Raw genomic sequence first — 14715 nt, forward strand, 5'->3', positions numbered from 1 at the left:
GCTGCGTTATTTATTCAGATCGTAGTGACTTTACCGGATTCATCAAGGCGGCTTTGACGCTCTGAAAGCTCACGGTGAGCAGGGCAATCAATATGGTGAGGCCACCCGCCAGCAGGAAGACCCACCAGTGAATGGCTGTTCGGTAGGCAAAATCATCGAGCCAGGTGTGCATGGCGTACCAGGCAATGGGCGAGGCAATGAGCAGCGCCACCAGTACCAATTGCATAAAGTCTTTCGAAAAAAGAGCCACTAAGCTAACTTCCGACGCACCCAGCACTTTCCGAATACCAATTTCCTTGGTCCGTTGCTCCGCCATAAACATCGACAAGCCAAATAAGCCCAGGCAGGAGATTAGAATGGCCACGCTCGCGAAGACACTAAACAGAGTCTGCTGGGTTTGCTCCCGGGCGTAGAGCCGATTAAAGCGTGAATCCAGAAACTGATAGTCAAAGGGGCGTTCCGGGAAAAACTGCTTCCACACCGACTCGACGCGCTGGATAGCGGCCGGGACATTGCCCTTGATAGGAATGGAGATCCAGTTGAAACGCTGTTTCGCCATCACCATAGCAACGGCGGCAACCTGCTGGTGGAGCGATTCAAAATGAAAATCTTTCGTTACGCCGATAATTTGCCCATCGGCTTGGCCGTAACGAAAGCGCTTGCCAATGGCCTGTTGGGGTGTCCAGCCTAACTGGCGCACAGCGGTTTCGTTGAGAACCACCATGGATGTGTCGGTCGAGAACGAACGCGAAAAATTACGGCCGGCGGCCATCGCAATCTGGTAGGTCGGAATGAAATCGTAATCGACATACAAACCGCGCAGGTTAATTTTTACCGGCGCCATGCTATCCCCTTTGGGGGCCGCGGCATCGTAGGAGTCCAGCAGGCGGGACGATGGTATACGGGATGAGCGGCCCATATCGGCCACAACACCCGTTTGCACCAACTGCTGTTTCAGCGTTTCGTAGTTTGTCGTTGAATCACCAACGTCCGCCAGGAGCAGCATCTGATCTTTCTGATACCCCAGTCGGTAATTCTGGATGTATTTCATTTGGTTATACACCACCGCGGTACTGATAATAAGCACAATAGCAATGGAAAACTGGGTAATGACCAGCACTTGCCGTAGCTTACCCGTGCGCATAGCCGACCCAATTTGCCCCTTCAATACGCCAAGTGGCCGGAAGGAAGTCAGGAAGAAAGCTGGATAGCTGCCTGCTACCAGGCCCGTTAGTAGCGTAATGGCAAGGAGTATGCCCAGAAAGGCTGGATCAAGAAGTTGACTGAACGCCAGCTGCTTTTGCGTGAACGCATTCAGCGCGGGTAAACACACAAACACCAGACCAATGGCGATGCCCAGCGATAAAATGACCAGTAAAAGGGATTCACTTAGAAACTGCCCAATGAGCTGGGAACGCAAAGCCCCTACAACCTTGCGCATCCCAACTTCTTTGGCCCGCCCCGCCGAACGGGCTGTTGCCAGATTCATGTAATTGATGCAGGCAATAAGCAGAATGAACAAACCAATGGCCGAAAACAGATAAATGTACGTAATGTTGCCGGTTGGCTCTACCTCCGAATCCGTATGTGACCGTAAGTGAATATCCGTGAGTTTTTGCAGGTTCAGCACCGACCAGGTAGCCGCCTGTCGGCCTTCTTCGGGGGGAACATGTTTATTCTGGAAGGCCGGAAAACCCGCTTCGATACGTTGTGGATTGGCCCCCGGCCGCAGGAGTATATACGTATTGAACGAGTTATTGCCCCAATTACTGCGCAAGACTTCAGCCCCGTAAACGCGGTTATCATTCAACGTTGAGAAGGAGAGCAGAAAATTGGGATGAAAATGAGCTTGTGTCGGAAGTGGTTCATAAACACCCGTGACGGTTAAGTCGAACTGATTGTTCAGACGGACGGTCTTGCCAACTGGATTTTCCTTACCGAAGTATTTTTCGGCCATTGGCCGGGAAAAGAGAATGGAAAATGGATTGACAAGTGCCTGGTCGGGATGGCCGCTCACAAGGTCAAAACTAAATACCTTAAACAGGTTGGCCTCGGCAAAATACATATCTTCCTCATTGAACGAATGCTCGCCATACCGTATCAGGCCACCATTGGCCAGTGTTCTGACTGCTTGTTCTACTTCCGGGAAGTCCTGTTTGATAAGGGGGCCGAAGGGCGGGGCTGCATGCGCCAGTCGCAGCGATGCCGTTCCTTCGGAAGATAAAAAGGTTCGGGTAACCCGATAAGTCCGGTCGGCATGGGCATTATAGCGGTCGTACCGTAGCTCATCCTGCACATACAAGGCAATTAGCAGGAAACAGGCCAATCCAACCGCAACCCCGGCCATATTGATGACGCTAAACGCTTTGTGTTTGCGCAAGTTTCGAAAAGCGATGAGCAGGTAATTCTGAAGCATGACTGGATGAGGCTAATGTGGCACAACAAATAAGGGTGCCAAATGCCGTACCAGAAAATTAACTGACTGATTAGTAGATGATTTATTCTGAAGATGCCTGAAAAATGTCCGCAAACGGACGCCGTACGTACAGTTGCGGACAGTGATCATGAGTCACAGTTGTCAATGGCTCCCAGGGCGGTAATTGACTGCTAATCCTGCAAAGTCAATAGAATAGATACAAATACGTCAATAAAGTTGCCTCTTTGAAGGCTTACACTAACTTCAGAATGTCTACAGATTTCCTACAGAATTTAGTAGTAGTCTTGCTATGTAGAATTTATTCTACTCGGTTAGCAAACTTTAACGTATGTCCTTATGGGTAAAGCAGTACTCAACAAATAGTATTAATCGTATGGATTCTGAAAAGATGTTCCACCAGAGGAGTAGTATCCCTCTTTTGGTGGTAGATAAAAACAAAGATCATCAATTGTTAATTGGATACTGTTTACGAACAAAAATTCCCCAGGTAGAGCCTACGTTTGCGACAACAACGAAAGAAACGCTCTCTTTTTTAAAGCGTTCCTTCAATTTTTTAAAGCGTTCCTTCAATCAACGGGAAAATTTCCCTAAGCTAATTCTCCTTGATCTTAGCCTGCCCAAAACGAGTCATGGATTTGCCTTGTTGGAGGAAATCCGAATTCTTTATCCTCTCCTTCCTGTTATCATTTTAAGCAGTGAACAAGATCAGCCTCTTGTCAATAAAGCCTATCAGCTAGGTGCTCATTCTTTTTTAGGGAAACCCTCAATTCTGGAAGAATGGGAAAACCATTTTCAGATGATAAAAGAGTACTGGCTTTGGACGGTGACTTTATCTTGAGCAAATAAATTGTTTTATTAACAGTGTTGGCAATCGTTTGAAAACGATGTTAATCAAAAACTGTTGCCATCTGACTTTGAGCGAATACGAGTATAACGCTAAAAAACAGATGGCAACAGCGAAAAAATAACTTAAAAATACAAACTCATTACTGGGGAGTCCGTCAAATTCCTCTCCCTTGAATTAGCCGTAAAATGATGGCTATTACGGCAATGACCAACAGGATGTGAATAAGTCCACTTGTGGCAATACCGGCTCCTAAAACGCCCAGGAAGCCTAGTAACCAGATGATAATGAGGATCACAGCAATTGTGTACAGGAGATTGCCCATGGTTTTTGTGATAGATAGTGAAAGATAAACGGGTTGCTTATTAGCTTCTATAACCTGGATTATTTTAAAATGTTTGGTCAGTAAAACTTCAACGGTTAAACCAATACAAGGTTGACACATCTAATGTCCAAAAAAAGCCATGTGGCGGAAAGACCAGGCAATAAACTCGTTTTGCCAGCTAATAATATACGTATCCTATAGCTTTAGCTGTCTTTTTTTGTGGTAGCGGAGCTGAAATGCTACCCATGTAAACAAAATGTGAAGAATTATTTTTGAATTAACTTCCCTAAACGAATGCCTGTAAATGGTCCCCTTTTTGCTTTATCAATTCTGATTTTTAATGGACGTGTGAGCGGTTTTTTCAGCCTTTACTAATTTAAGTTAAATCTTTAAAAACATATAGTAAACTAACAAATGCAGACAGGTTTTGTGCTTATTCCAGGTTATCGTGACCCTCAAAATACGCGGAGGATGATCAGATTAGAAGGTAATGGGAATTACACAATTATTCATTTTGCTGATAGCTCAAAAATTTTGATGGTCGCTCAGACATTACGGTATTTTGAAGAGCGTATACCTGGTTTCATTCGGGTTAATAAATCAGCCTTAGTTAACCCGGATTATGTTGAGGAAGTAACTCGGGCAGGATCGAAAATTATGTTTTTACGCCTGACTGATGGCGTAGAACTACTCGTTTCTCGTCGGCGGATAAATGACGTAACTGTGAAATTAAGGGCATGAATTAGGCTAAATAGACCTTGATTCAATCTGATGCACCCAGAAAGACGGGCTTCGCTGCCCGTCGACATTACTGTAGAAAACCCCGATCGGAACGATCGTGTTGATCACCTCACTCGCTGCGTAATGAGTTGACTGGATTCATGAGGGCGGCTTTGACGCTCTGAAAACTCACCGTTAGCAAGGCAATCCCAATCGCCAGCAGACCGGCCAGCGCAAACATCCACCAGGCAATGTCTATTCTGTAGGCGAAGTCTTGCAGCCACTGATTCATGGTCCACCCGGCCAGGGGCGAGGCAATGAGAATGGCGATAACAATCAGTTTGATAAAGTCTCTGGACAAAAGCGCCACGATACCAGCGACCGATGCACCAAGTACTTTGCGAATCCCGATCTCCTTAGTGCGCTGGCTGACAATGTGAAGTACCAAGCCATACAAGCCCAGGCAGCAGATCAACATGGCAATGCCCGTAAACGCGTTGATGAGCTTGGCCAGGAGGGATTCGGTTTGGTAAAAGCGGGCTATCTGTTCATCCATGAACTGGTATTCGAACACTTCATCGGGAAACAGCTGCTGCCAGGTTTGCCGGATTCGCTGGAGCGTTTGTGCTGGATGATGCCCCGAAATGCGAATACCCGCCCGCGCATACCAGTCAGCTTTACTGGCAATTAAGCAAGGGCCAATGGCCTCCCGAAAAGATTTTTGATGGAAGTCGTTCACAACGCCAACAATGGGCAGCGGCACCGGTGAAGGATAATACTGGAGTTTTTTGCCCACTATCTGCTGCGGGTTGCTGAAACCAAGCTGGCGCGCCAGTGTTTCATTGATCAGGTATTCGTGAATGGTGTCGCTCGGGACAAGGCTACGACCGGCAACCAGTTTCAGGCCATACGTTCGAACATAGTCGGCATCGGCCAGCCGATCCCGAACCGGAAATAAAACCCATTCGTTGCTGCCGTTAAATTTAAACGAGCCGCCAAACATCTGATCGCTCGAAGGCGGGCGATGGCTTAAACTCACCGACACAATATCGGAATACGACAGAAGCTGCTTCTTGAACGCTTCCTGCCTGGCCTTTTGGTTGGACGGTAGTGTTACCAGCACGACATTGTCTTTCTGAAATCCCAGGTCGGCCTGCTGCATGTACTGAATCTGATTCGCCACGACCAGCGCCCCGATAATAAGCGACTGGCAAACCACAAACTGCGTTACAACCAACACCCGCCGTACCGGAATGCCGTACCACGCAGCGCAGCCCAGGGCGACACGCCCGACAAAACAGCCGCCGGATAGCCACCCGCCAACAGGACAATACTGACCAGCAGCAATCCGATAAACAGGGACGTCGATCGATCAATCCGGAACGTTAGCGGTACCTGAACCCAATCGGCGAAGAAGGGCAGCAGCAGTGACACCAGCAACAGGGCCAGAGCAGTCGATACCGCAACGATCAGGCTTGTTTCGAGGAGAAACTGACCGATTAACTGGCTCCGCGAGCTACCCAGCGTTTTGCGGACGCCAACTTCTTTACCACGTCGCAAAGCCTGGGCCGTGGCCAGATTGATAAAGTTGATACAGGCCGCCCCGATCAGCAACACGCCAATGGCACCCAATGACCAGATTATTGAGGCACGAATCGTTTCGCCACCCCGCTTCACGTCGACGTGAATATCTTGTAAGGGCTGCGCATGAAACTGAAAGAATTTGGCATCTGCGCCGTACTGTTTTTGGACCAGCGCCGGAAATGCTTTTTCGAGGCCAAAAGCGGCCTCCGGATTCGTAAGCCTGACATACAATCGATTGGTGCTGTTGAGGTAGACCCAGCTAGTTTCCTCATAGCCTGGGTCGATCTGCTTCAACGTGGCCATCGAAATAAATAAACCGAGATTCGTATCGGTCATGGGCGGTGGATCGGCCACGATACCCGTTACGGTTACGTCGGTTTTATTATTGATGGTCAGGGTCTGCCCGATTGGGTCGGCAGTACCGAAATACCTCGTTGCCCACGACTGTGTCAACACCGCACTGTTGGGCTGGCGGAGGGCGGTTTTCGGGTTGCCCTGCAGCCAGGTATAATCGAGTATGTCGAACCATTCGGGCTCAACCTGGCCGGTGCCTTTATGCTCAAGGAAACGTACGGGTGCTGACTGGCCCGACCCAGTCCGCTTAACCTGAACCGTTAGCTCCCGATTCATGACCAGGAATGCCGCCTGTTCCACTTGCGGATAATCTCTCCGAAGGGTTGCTGCCAGGGGTAAGGGCGCTTCCGGATTGTACTCAATGGAGCCATCGGCCAAGTGAAGGTCCGTATTAATTCTGAACAGTCGGTTCAGGTTGGCGTGGTGCCGGTCGATGCTGAGATGGTGGCGCAGGAACAAAAAGATCAGCAAGGCGCCCACCATACCCACCGATAGGCCAATGCTATTCAGCAGCGTGTACGTACGCTGTGCACGCAGGTTCCGAAGGGCGATTTTAAGATACGAATAGAGCATAGATTTTTCTTGTGGGTCATTCACTTCGTAAGCTCGATACGGGATTAGCCAGGGCCGCTTTGATCGTTTGTGTGCTGACAATCAAGGTCGTTAGTGCAGCCAGACAAGCTGCTACCAGCGCAAACGGCCACCACGACAGCTCAGTGCGGTAAGCAAAATGAGTAAGCCAGTCGCCCAACAGATAGTACGCAATTGGCCAAGCGATACCGTTGGCAACGATTAGAATCAGGGCAAACTCCCTCATGAAGAGATTGACAATACCGACGGTCGATGCGCCCAGCACTTTACGGATGCCAATCTCCTTGGTCCGGTGGGTTACGTTCAGCGAAACCAGGCCCAGCACGCCCAGCAAAACAATGAGCAGCGCCAGCGTAGTTGCCAACCGTGCCGCCCTCTGTAATTGAATTTCTGTTTTATACAGTTTCTGAAGCGTATCGTCCATAAACGAATAATCGAACGGCGCGTCGGGGAACAGACGCGCCCACGCCTGCCCGACGGCGGCTACTGTTTCGGGTAATTGACCGGATCCGGACGCAATCTTGAAGGAGAAATAGCGATAGATCGGATTGCTCCGATTGTTCAGGAAGATGAGGGGTTTGATGGTTTCGTGAAGCGAGCCAAAGTGAAAATCGGCAAGAACACCACGTACCCGGTATAGTTGGCTGTTGCCCTGAAACCGTACCAGCTGATCAATCGCTTTCGCTGGGTTAGACCAGCCCATCGCTTTCGTTGCCGCTTCATTCAGGACAACGCTCAGCGAATCGCCGGGACTGGCCGTAAAGTAGGCTCCTTCCCGAAAGCGCAGGCCATACGTTTGGGCAAATCGCTCGTCGGTTGTTAGTACGTTGGCAATGATGGCCTGCGTGCTATCGCGTCCCTGCGGAAACAGGCGGCCGCTACCACTCGTTCGTCCATCGGGAATTTCGAATGAAAGGCTAACGTCGCTTACACCGGGAATGCGCGCCAGTTGGTTTCGTATACCTTCCATTCGCTGCACCCCATCGCGTGACCAGTCGCGGGGCACCGACGACACCGTCATGAGCTGATCTTTCTGGTAGCCTAATTCCTTGTTAAAGAAAAAAGAAACCTGACGACTGATCACTACGGCCCCAACAAAAACCAGAATGGCTACGGTAAATTGAAAGACAATCAACGCCCGACGCAGGCCAATGCCTTTTTGCACCGATGCTGCCAGCTTACCTTTCAGCGAATCCACAGAAGGAAGTCCGGACAAGACGAACGCCGGATAGCTACCGGCCAGTAAGCCAATGGCTACCATCAGCACAATCACCGCTAAAAAAGCGTAAGGCGACCAGGTCACTACCGATGGAATTGGCTTGTCGAGCAAAGCCGCGAAAGTTGATCGAAACAGTTCGTAGCCGCCTATGGCCAGCACGGTAGCGCCCGTGGTCAGCAAGAGGGCTTCGGCCAGAAATTGGGCGATAACCTGCTTTTTAAGGCTGCCCAGCACTTTCCTAACCCCAATTTCCCGCAATCGGGTAGCCGACATTCCGATGGTAATATTCACGAAATTGACCACGGCCATCAGCAGAATAAACAGCGCGATAACGGCCAGTGTCAACACCATTTTTTCGACCAGGCCAGCGTTCGCCTTCAGGTATAGTGTTTCTAGCGGACTCAGGTAAGCGGTGAGGTTCTCTTTGAATCCGGGTGGGGCATACGTGGCCAGCGTCTGCGCAATGGGGCGGGTGAGCTGGTCGGCGGTTACCCCCGGTTGCAATGCCACATACGTAGGAATGTACTGGTTCTGCCAGGAGCGCATAGCGGCCTCCGGGGCAAAGTAACCCACGTTGCGCATCGGAATAAACACCTGGTCGGGCACCGACAACAGGTTCGTGACGCTGTTGAACGGAAGCTCTTTCAGGATGCCCGTAACAGTAAAAACCTGTTTGCCACTTACCGGCGTCTGCACCGTTAGTTGCTGACGAAGCACATCGGTCTTCCCGAAGTATTTTTGAGCCAGTGCGGCCGTGATAACGATTGAGTTGGGAGCCAGAAGCGCCGTCTTCGGATCGCCATACGCCAGCGGAAAACCGAACATGGACAGTAGGGTGGAGTCGCCGACCTGAATTTGTTCCCTGAAATGATTCTGATCTGTCGAGACAATGGCTGTAACCCCGTAGAACCGGTAATAATTGGCCACCAGATTTGGGTATCGCTCCTTCAGCGCCGGACCAATGGGAGCCAGCGTTGTTACGTCCATGCCCATGCTTGGCTCTTTCCATCGGCTCTGAAGGAGGTATTGTTGAGAAGCGTTTCGTAAGGTTTTATTGACGGCTAGTTCGCCCAGAATGTAGCTGCCAATCAGCAGGAGAAATGTAATACCAACCGTCAGGCCGAGCAGCGTAACCAGGGCGTAGAATCGACGCCGTAGCAGGTTGCGTAGCGCAATTTTGAGGTAATTTTGGAGCATAACACACGCAGTTTTTGACAGCTAATTTGTTGCTGCGAAGGTATTCATCCTTTGTCTTTCGCGCTGACTAATAGGCTGTTAAAAAATGTTAAGCTTTTAGATTACGTTGGTGTTGAACGGATTGCCCTACTGACAGAATAGCGCTAAAAAAGAATTAACCACAGAGGCACGGAGAACAGAGGGTTCTGGCGCAGAAAGTAACTGCTAATAACCTCTGTGTTCTTTGTGTCTCTGTGGTTAATTAAAGCCAGGTGATCGAAAATTAAGTACTCTTAGGCTTCTAGTAGACGAACTTGATGATTTAAGGGTCAGGAGGCTTTAGCTAAGGGCATCGACACCGGCCTGGGCGACCGGGTGGTCATTTTCGACCGAACTGCCCGATACACCAATGACTTCACCGTTCGCATTTTTGATAGGAATGCCACCCGGTTGTTCTAATGTAATGGTGCAACTTGTGAATATACGAAACTGTAGTATAGAGAGTCTTGTCAAAACTTCAAATAACTAAAAACGCCCAATCATCTGAGATGACTGGGCGTTGAATTCTATCCATAACTTCGCTATCACTACTCACTCCGCAAACTCTTGACCGGATTCATTAACGCGGCTTTTACACTCTGAAAACTGACGGTTAGTAAAGCAATGCCTATGGCCAAAATACCCGCCAGGGCAAACACCCACCACTCGATGTTGATTTTGTAGGCGAAGCCGTTCAGCCACTGGTCCATGGCGTACCAGGCAATGGGGGAGGCCACCAAAAGGGCAATCAGGACGAGCTTTAAAAAGTCTTTGGACAGTAACCCAATGATACTGAAGACACTCGCGCCGAGAACTTTCCGAACACCGATTTCTTTAGTGCGCTGCGCGGTTGTATACGCCGACAAACCGAACAAACCAAGGCAGGCCAGGAAGATGGACAGAAAGGCAAAAACACTAAAAATACGTTCCGTTCGCGTTTCGGCGGTATACAGCTTGTCGAATTGGGCATCCATAAATTCGTAAGCAAACGGCCGGTCGGGGATAAGGGCCCGCCATTTAGTTTCCATAAACTGGAGGGTGTTCGGCAATCGACTGCCCGACAGTTTGACCAGCAGCGTTTCACCGCCATTCTGTGGAAAAAGAACCAGCGGACCAATTTTCTGCTTCATGGACGCGAAATGAAAATCGGCGACAACACCCTTCACTTCACCCAGTCGACCGCTTACATCCAGCCGCTGGCCAACAGCCTGTTGCGGTGTCCAGCCCAGCTCCTTTACAGCGGCTTCGTTAAGAATAAACCGACTCCGCGTGAGGCTGTCATTATCCGTCCGCGAAACACGGTCCATATCGGCGGCATTTAGATTGCTCCCCGCAATCAGGTTCAAGCTCATCGTGGGTACGTAGTCTTCATCAATGGAAACCCCGGCAACCATTTTACGCTGGTTGGCCGCCATGGTAGTGCTGCGCATCCCATACCCGCCTTCGACAAATACCGGCGATTCAGACGCCAGCGAGACATGCTGTACATCTGCATTTTGCCGAAACTCACTTTTTATAGCCGCTATTTTTTCGTTGACCTGCTTATCGACGGGGAGAATAAGTACGTGGTCTTTGCTGTAGCCTAACTTCTTTTGTTGGACAAACGCTAGTTGGTTCCGAACCAGCAGGGTGCTGATGATAAGGAACGCGGTAATGGCGAACTGAAAGACGATCAGCGCCCGGCGAAACTGCCCTGCTCCGGTTGTTCTCAGATGCCCTTTCAGAACGCGAACCGGCTCGAATCGTGCCAGCACCAAAGCCGGGTAACTTCCGGCTACCAGGCTGACCACCAGACCAATACCCAGTAGTAACAGAATATTGTCCGGCTTAAACCATATCCGAACCGAAAACTGCCGGTCAGAGAGGGCGTTGAAGAGGGGGAGCGTTAATCCCGCCAGCAGAAAGGCCAGCACAAGGGCCAGAAACGTAACGATAACCGATTCGCCGATGAACTGCCCAAACAACTGCCCCCGCATAGCCCCCATTACTTTCCGTACGCCCACTTCCTGAGCGCGCTCCACCGCCCGCGACGTTGCCAGGTTGATGTAGTTGACACAGGCAATCAGTAAAATCAACAGGGCAATAGAACCGAATATATAGATGTACGTCAGGTCGCCGTTGGGTTCAAAACTGCCTTCCACGTCCGAATACAGATGTACCCGGCGCAAGGGCTCAAGATTATAGGTCAGGTAACCACCCGACGACATGTCTTCCTTGCCGAACTGCGTTTTCATAAATCCTGGAATTTTGGCCTGCAGTCGGGCTATGTCTTCGGGTTTATGAAGCAGTAAATAGGTGGCGTAATTGGAGGAAAACCACTCTTCACTTTTGGCTGCGGGGAGTGTCAGGAACGAAGCCACCAGGTCGTATTTGATCTGGGAGTTAGCCGGACTGTCTTTAACCACACCCGTTACGGTGTAATCTCGAAAAGAGCCACCGGTATTGATGCGCAGGGTCTTTCCCACTGGATTTGCGGAGCCGAAGTAAATCCCCGCCGTTGTCTCCGACAGTACCACCAAATTGGGTGCGGCCAGCGCCGTCTGCGGATCGCCCTTGACCAAGGGGAACGAAAATAGCGTGAAGAAGGCCGAATCGGCAAAGACAAGTCGTTTTTCGCTGAACTGCCGGTCACCCTTGAGTACCACGGCGTCGCGGTTAATCATTCGAACACCTGATTCTATTTCCGGAAACTGTCGGCCAAATTCCTTGACAACCTTGGTTCCCGTCTGGGGTATTTTCGAGACCTTGCCTTCCATGCTGTACTCCATCGTCACCCGCACGGTTCGGTCGGCTTTCTGCTGGAAATCGTCATAGCTCAGTTCATGCGTAATGTACGTGAACAGCAACAGGCAAGAGGCCAGCCCGACGGCTAACCCTACGATATTGATACTGGAGAAGCCCTTGTTTCGCCATAGGTTACGAAGGGCAATCTGGAGGTAGTTTCGAATCATACTTGTACTGAATTATTCGCTTCGCAATGAGTTGACTGGATTCATGAGGGCCGCTTTGATACTCTGGAAACTCACCGTTATAAACGCAATGCCCATCGCCAGTAAGCCCGCCAGCGCAAACACCCACCAGGCAATGTCGATTTTATAGGCAAAGTCAGCTAACCAATTGGTCATGGCATACCAGGCAATCGGACTGGCAATGACAATCGCTATAATAACCAGCTTCAGAAAGTCTTTGGACAGCAAGGCCACAATATTGGGTATACTGGCTCCGAGTACTTTGCGCACGCCAATTTCTTTGGTGCGCTGCTGAATAGAGATCAGGGCGATGGAAAACAAACCCATGCAGGATAACAGGATGGCAATGCCAGCCGCTGAGGAGAAGATGGTTGCCAGTCGCTGTTCTTTTTTATACCAGCGCTGGGTGTTTTCATCCAGAAACGAACCGATGAATTCCTGCTTTGGCGCGATCGTTTTCCAGGCACTCTTGATGATGTCCATGGCGCCCATCAGGTTTTGCGGATTGACGCGCACCAGAATGTACTGAATGGGGGTTTTTGCCTGCATCTGCAGGGCAATCGGTTTGGCTTTCTGGTGCAGCGAATACAGGTTGAAGTCTGAGACGACACCGACGATCTGAAACGATTTGTCGTCGGGCTTGATGAACTTGCCGACGGGATTGGCTTCGCCCAGGGCTTTCGCCATGCTTTGCGTAATCAGCACGGCTGAACTCGAATCGGTGCTGAACTTAGTGCTGAAATCGCGGCCCTGAATCAGTTTGATGCCCATTGTTTTCAGGTAGTCAGTGTCCACCCGTACCCAGTCGCAGGCAACATCGCGTTTGCCGTATAGAAAGCCGAACACCATCCGGGATGAACTGTTATCCAGACCCGCGCCAATGTTTACTCCCGACCCCGATACGGCGGTAATGTTGGGTTGATTGGCTAGTCGGTCGCGCATGGCTTTCAGGGCGACCTCACCGTTAATTTCGCCACCTACTGGAATGCTGACAACCTGCTCTTTATTCAACCCCATCGGCTTTTGCTGTAGGTAGGCGATTTGCTGATGAATGATAATGGTGCAAACGATGAGCAGGCAGGCAATGGTAAACTGGCTTACGATCAGTGAATTACGTAATAAGCCGGGGCGACTCACTTTCACGCTGCCTTTCAGCACCTCCACGGCATTAAAACGCGTCACGAACCAGGATGGGTACCCACCGGCTACCAGTGAAATAAGCAAAAAGCCCAGCCCCGTTACCAGTAACGTACCCGGATTCAGAAAGTCGTCCAGCGTTAGTTGGCTCCGGAAGAGCCGGTTAAAGCCAGGCAAACTCACATAAGCCAGGCCCAGGCCGATGAGTAAGGCGACCAAGCATAACAGGAGCGTTTCGCCCCAAATCTGACCGAATAATTGCCCGCGCTTGGCACCCAGCGATTTGCGGACGCCCACTTCCCGCGCCCGCGAGAGCGATTGAGCAATGGTCAGGTTAATGAAATTGATGCAGGCAATCGCCAGTATAAACAAGCCAACCAGCAGGAGCGTGTACACATATGCCCGGCTAATGCCCTGACCGTTGGTTGTTTCCGTGTCGAAATGCACATCCCGCAACGGTTCCAGCAGCAGGCTTTTCTGGAAACCCAGTTCATTTTTGGGATAGCCTTGTTCTTTCAGATCGTTGAGTTCCTGAGCAAAGTATTTCTCCACAAAGGCCTGGGTCCGGCGTTGGAGCGTTTGTGGATCGGTTCCGGCTTTCAGCTTGACATATACATCATGGTTGCCATGATCCCAGCGGGTTTTGTTTTCCTGATAATCCGGAGCATTGTCGCTGCGGATCAAGCCATCGAAGTCGAACGTTGAGTTTTTGGGCGCATTGCTCAGAACACCCGTCACGGTAAATGCCTGCCAGCTGTCGTTCAGGCGGAGTTGAAGGGGTTTGCCAATCGGATCTTCCGTCCCAAAAACGTCCTGCGCCATTTTTTCGCTGATGACGATATCGCTCAGGCTATTCAGAGCCGATTTGGGGTTTCCCTTCTGAAACGGGAAGGTAAACATGTGCAGGAAATCAGGGTCGACCATTCTGACATCTTTGCCATACGTCTGGCTGCCCCGCCGAATGCTCGCACTGCGGTCGAAGAAGCGCGAAACGCCGTCAATCTCCGGAAATTCGGCTTTCAGTGCCGGTGAAATCGGATAGGGCATGATTGCCCCTTTGTCGGATGTGCCATCGCGGTTAGACGCCAGAAAATTGAGCCGGAAGATCCGGTCGGCATCCGCGTGGAACGAGTCGTAAGAGAGCTCAAAGCTAGCGGTTAAAAACAAGAGCACACACGTACCAAAAGCTACCGATAACCCAACGATGTTAATGAGCGTATGTGTCCGGTGTTTCCAGAGGGTGCGTAGGGCAATTTTGAGGTAATTGCTGAACATGAGTGTTTTTAAAATAAGTAGAGCCGCAACGATGCGGCTCTACGA

Annotated in this window: 9 protein-coding genes and 1 pseudogene; 2 read left to right on the forward strand and 8 right to left on the reverse strand. The window is 50.4% G+C overall.

The features are described 5' to 3' along the window. Nucleotides 1–10 precede the first annotated feature (10 nt). Nucleotides 11–2416 (reverse strand): ABC transporter permease, encoded by a 2406-nt coding sequence (locus ACYU8Y_RS10925; RefSeq protein WP_460937032.1) that lies wholly within the window; start codon nt 2414–2416, stop codon nt 11–13. A gap of 394 nt (nt 2417–2810) precedes the next feature. Between ACYU8Y_RS10925 and ACYU8Y_RS10930 the strand changes: the two genes are divergently transcribed. Beyond that, complete coding sequence (locus ACYU8Y_RS10930) at nt 2811–3275, forward strand: response regulator (protein ID WP_460937034.1); 465 nt, start codon at nt 2811–2813, stop codon at nt 3273–3275. A gap of 163 nt (nt 3276–3438) precedes the next feature. Here the strand turns inward: ACYU8Y_RS10930 and ACYU8Y_RS10935 are convergent, their stop codons facing one another. Next, entirely contained in the window at nt 3439–3606 is a 168-nt protein-coding gene (locus ACYU8Y_RS10935; protein ID WP_148562506.1) for a lmo0937 family membrane protein, read from the reverse strand. Between the two features lie 414 nt (nt 3607–4020). Here ACYU8Y_RS10935 and ACYU8Y_RS10940 point away from each other — a divergent pair, with 414 nt between their 5' ends. Beyond that, nucleotides 4021–4347, forward strand: coding sequence for a LytTR family DNA-binding domain-containing protein (locus ACYU8Y_RS10940; RefSeq protein ID WP_460937036.1), 327 nt, complete (start codon nt 4021–4023; stop codon nt 4345–4347). Between the two features lie 109 nt (nt 4348–4456). Here the strand turns inward: ACYU8Y_RS10940 and ACYU8Y_RS10945 are convergent, their stop codons facing one another. The 6 genes and pseudogenes from ACYU8Y_RS10945 to ACYU8Y_RS10970 all read right to left on the reverse strand — a co-directional run bounded on the left by ACYU8Y_RS10945 (nt 4457) and on the right by ACYU8Y_RS10970 (nt 14670). Then, complete coding sequence (locus ACYU8Y_RS10945; protein WP_460937038.1) at nt 4457–5566, reverse strand: ABC transporter permease; 1110 nt, start codon at nt 5564–5566, stop codon at nt 4457–4459. After that, complete coding sequence (locus ACYU8Y_RS10950; RefSeq protein WP_460937041.1) at nt 5554–6837, reverse strand: ABC transporter permease; 1284 nt, start codon at nt 6835–6837, stop codon at nt 5554–5556. The genes ACYU8Y_RS10945 and ACYU8Y_RS10950 overlap by 13 nt, the downstream gene beginning before the upstream one ends. A 16-nt stretch (nt 6838–6853) precedes the next feature. Next, nucleotides 6854–9271, reverse strand: a complete 2418-nt coding sequence (locus ACYU8Y_RS10955) for an ABC transporter permease (protein ID WP_460937043.1) — start codon at nt 9269–9271, stop codon at nt 6854–6856. Between the two features lie 318 nt (nt 9272–9589). Next, a pseudogene (locus ACYU8Y_RS10960) lies at nt 9590–9700 on the reverse strand (heme-binding protein); the annotation flags it as partial. A 137-nt stretch (nt 9701–9837) separates the two neighbouring features. Beyond that, nucleotides 9838–12240 (reverse strand): ABC transporter permease, encoded by a 2403-nt coding sequence (locus ACYU8Y_RS10965; protein ID WP_460937045.1) that lies wholly within the window; start codon nt 12238–12240, stop codon nt 9838–9840. Nucleotides 12241–12252: 12 nt separating this feature from the next. Beyond that, on the reverse strand, nt 12253–14670 hold the full coding sequence (locus ACYU8Y_RS10970; protein WP_460937046.1) for an ABC transporter permease: 2418 nt from the start codon (nt 14668–14670) through the stop codon (nt 12253–12255). Nucleotides 14671–14715: the final 45 nt, after the last annotated feature.

It is taken from the genome of Spirosoma humi (assembly GCF_054776575.1).

Excerpts from the sequence above, each read along its gene's own strand:
- ACYU8Y_RS10965 (WP_460937045.1), bottom strand. The coding sequence starts at position 12,240 with ATGATTCGAAACTACCTCCAGATTGCCCTTCGTAACCTATGGCGAAAC.
- ACYU8Y_RS10950 (WP_460937041.1), bottom strand. The coding sequence starts at position 6,837 with ATGCTCTATTCGTATCTTAAAATCGCCCTTCGGAACCTGCGTGCACAG.
- ACYU8Y_RS10970 (WP_460937046.1), bottom strand. The coding sequence starts at position 14,670 with ATGTTCAGCAATTACCTCAAAATTGCCCTACGCACCCTCTGGAAACAC.
- ACYU8Y_RS10940 (WP_460937036.1), top strand. The coding sequence starts at position 4,021 with ATGCAGACAGGTTTTGTGCTTATTCCAGGTTATCGTGACCCTCAAAAT.
- ACYU8Y_RS10925 (WP_460937032.1), bottom strand. The coding sequence starts at position 2,416 with ATGCTTCAGAATTACCTGCTCATCGCTTTTCGAAACTTGCGCAAACAC.
- ACYU8Y_RS10935 (WP_148562506.1), bottom strand. The coding sequence starts at position 3,606 with ATGGGCAATCTCCTGTACACAATTGCTGTGATCCTCATTATCATCTGG.
- ACYU8Y_RS10930 (WP_460937034.1), top strand. The coding sequence starts at position 2,811 with ATGGATTCTGAAAAGATGTTCCACCAGAGGAGTAGTATCCCTCTTTTG.
- ACYU8Y_RS10955 (WP_460937043.1), bottom strand. The coding sequence starts at position 9,271 with ATGCTCCAAAATTACCTCAAAATTGCGCTACGCAACCTGCTACGGCGT.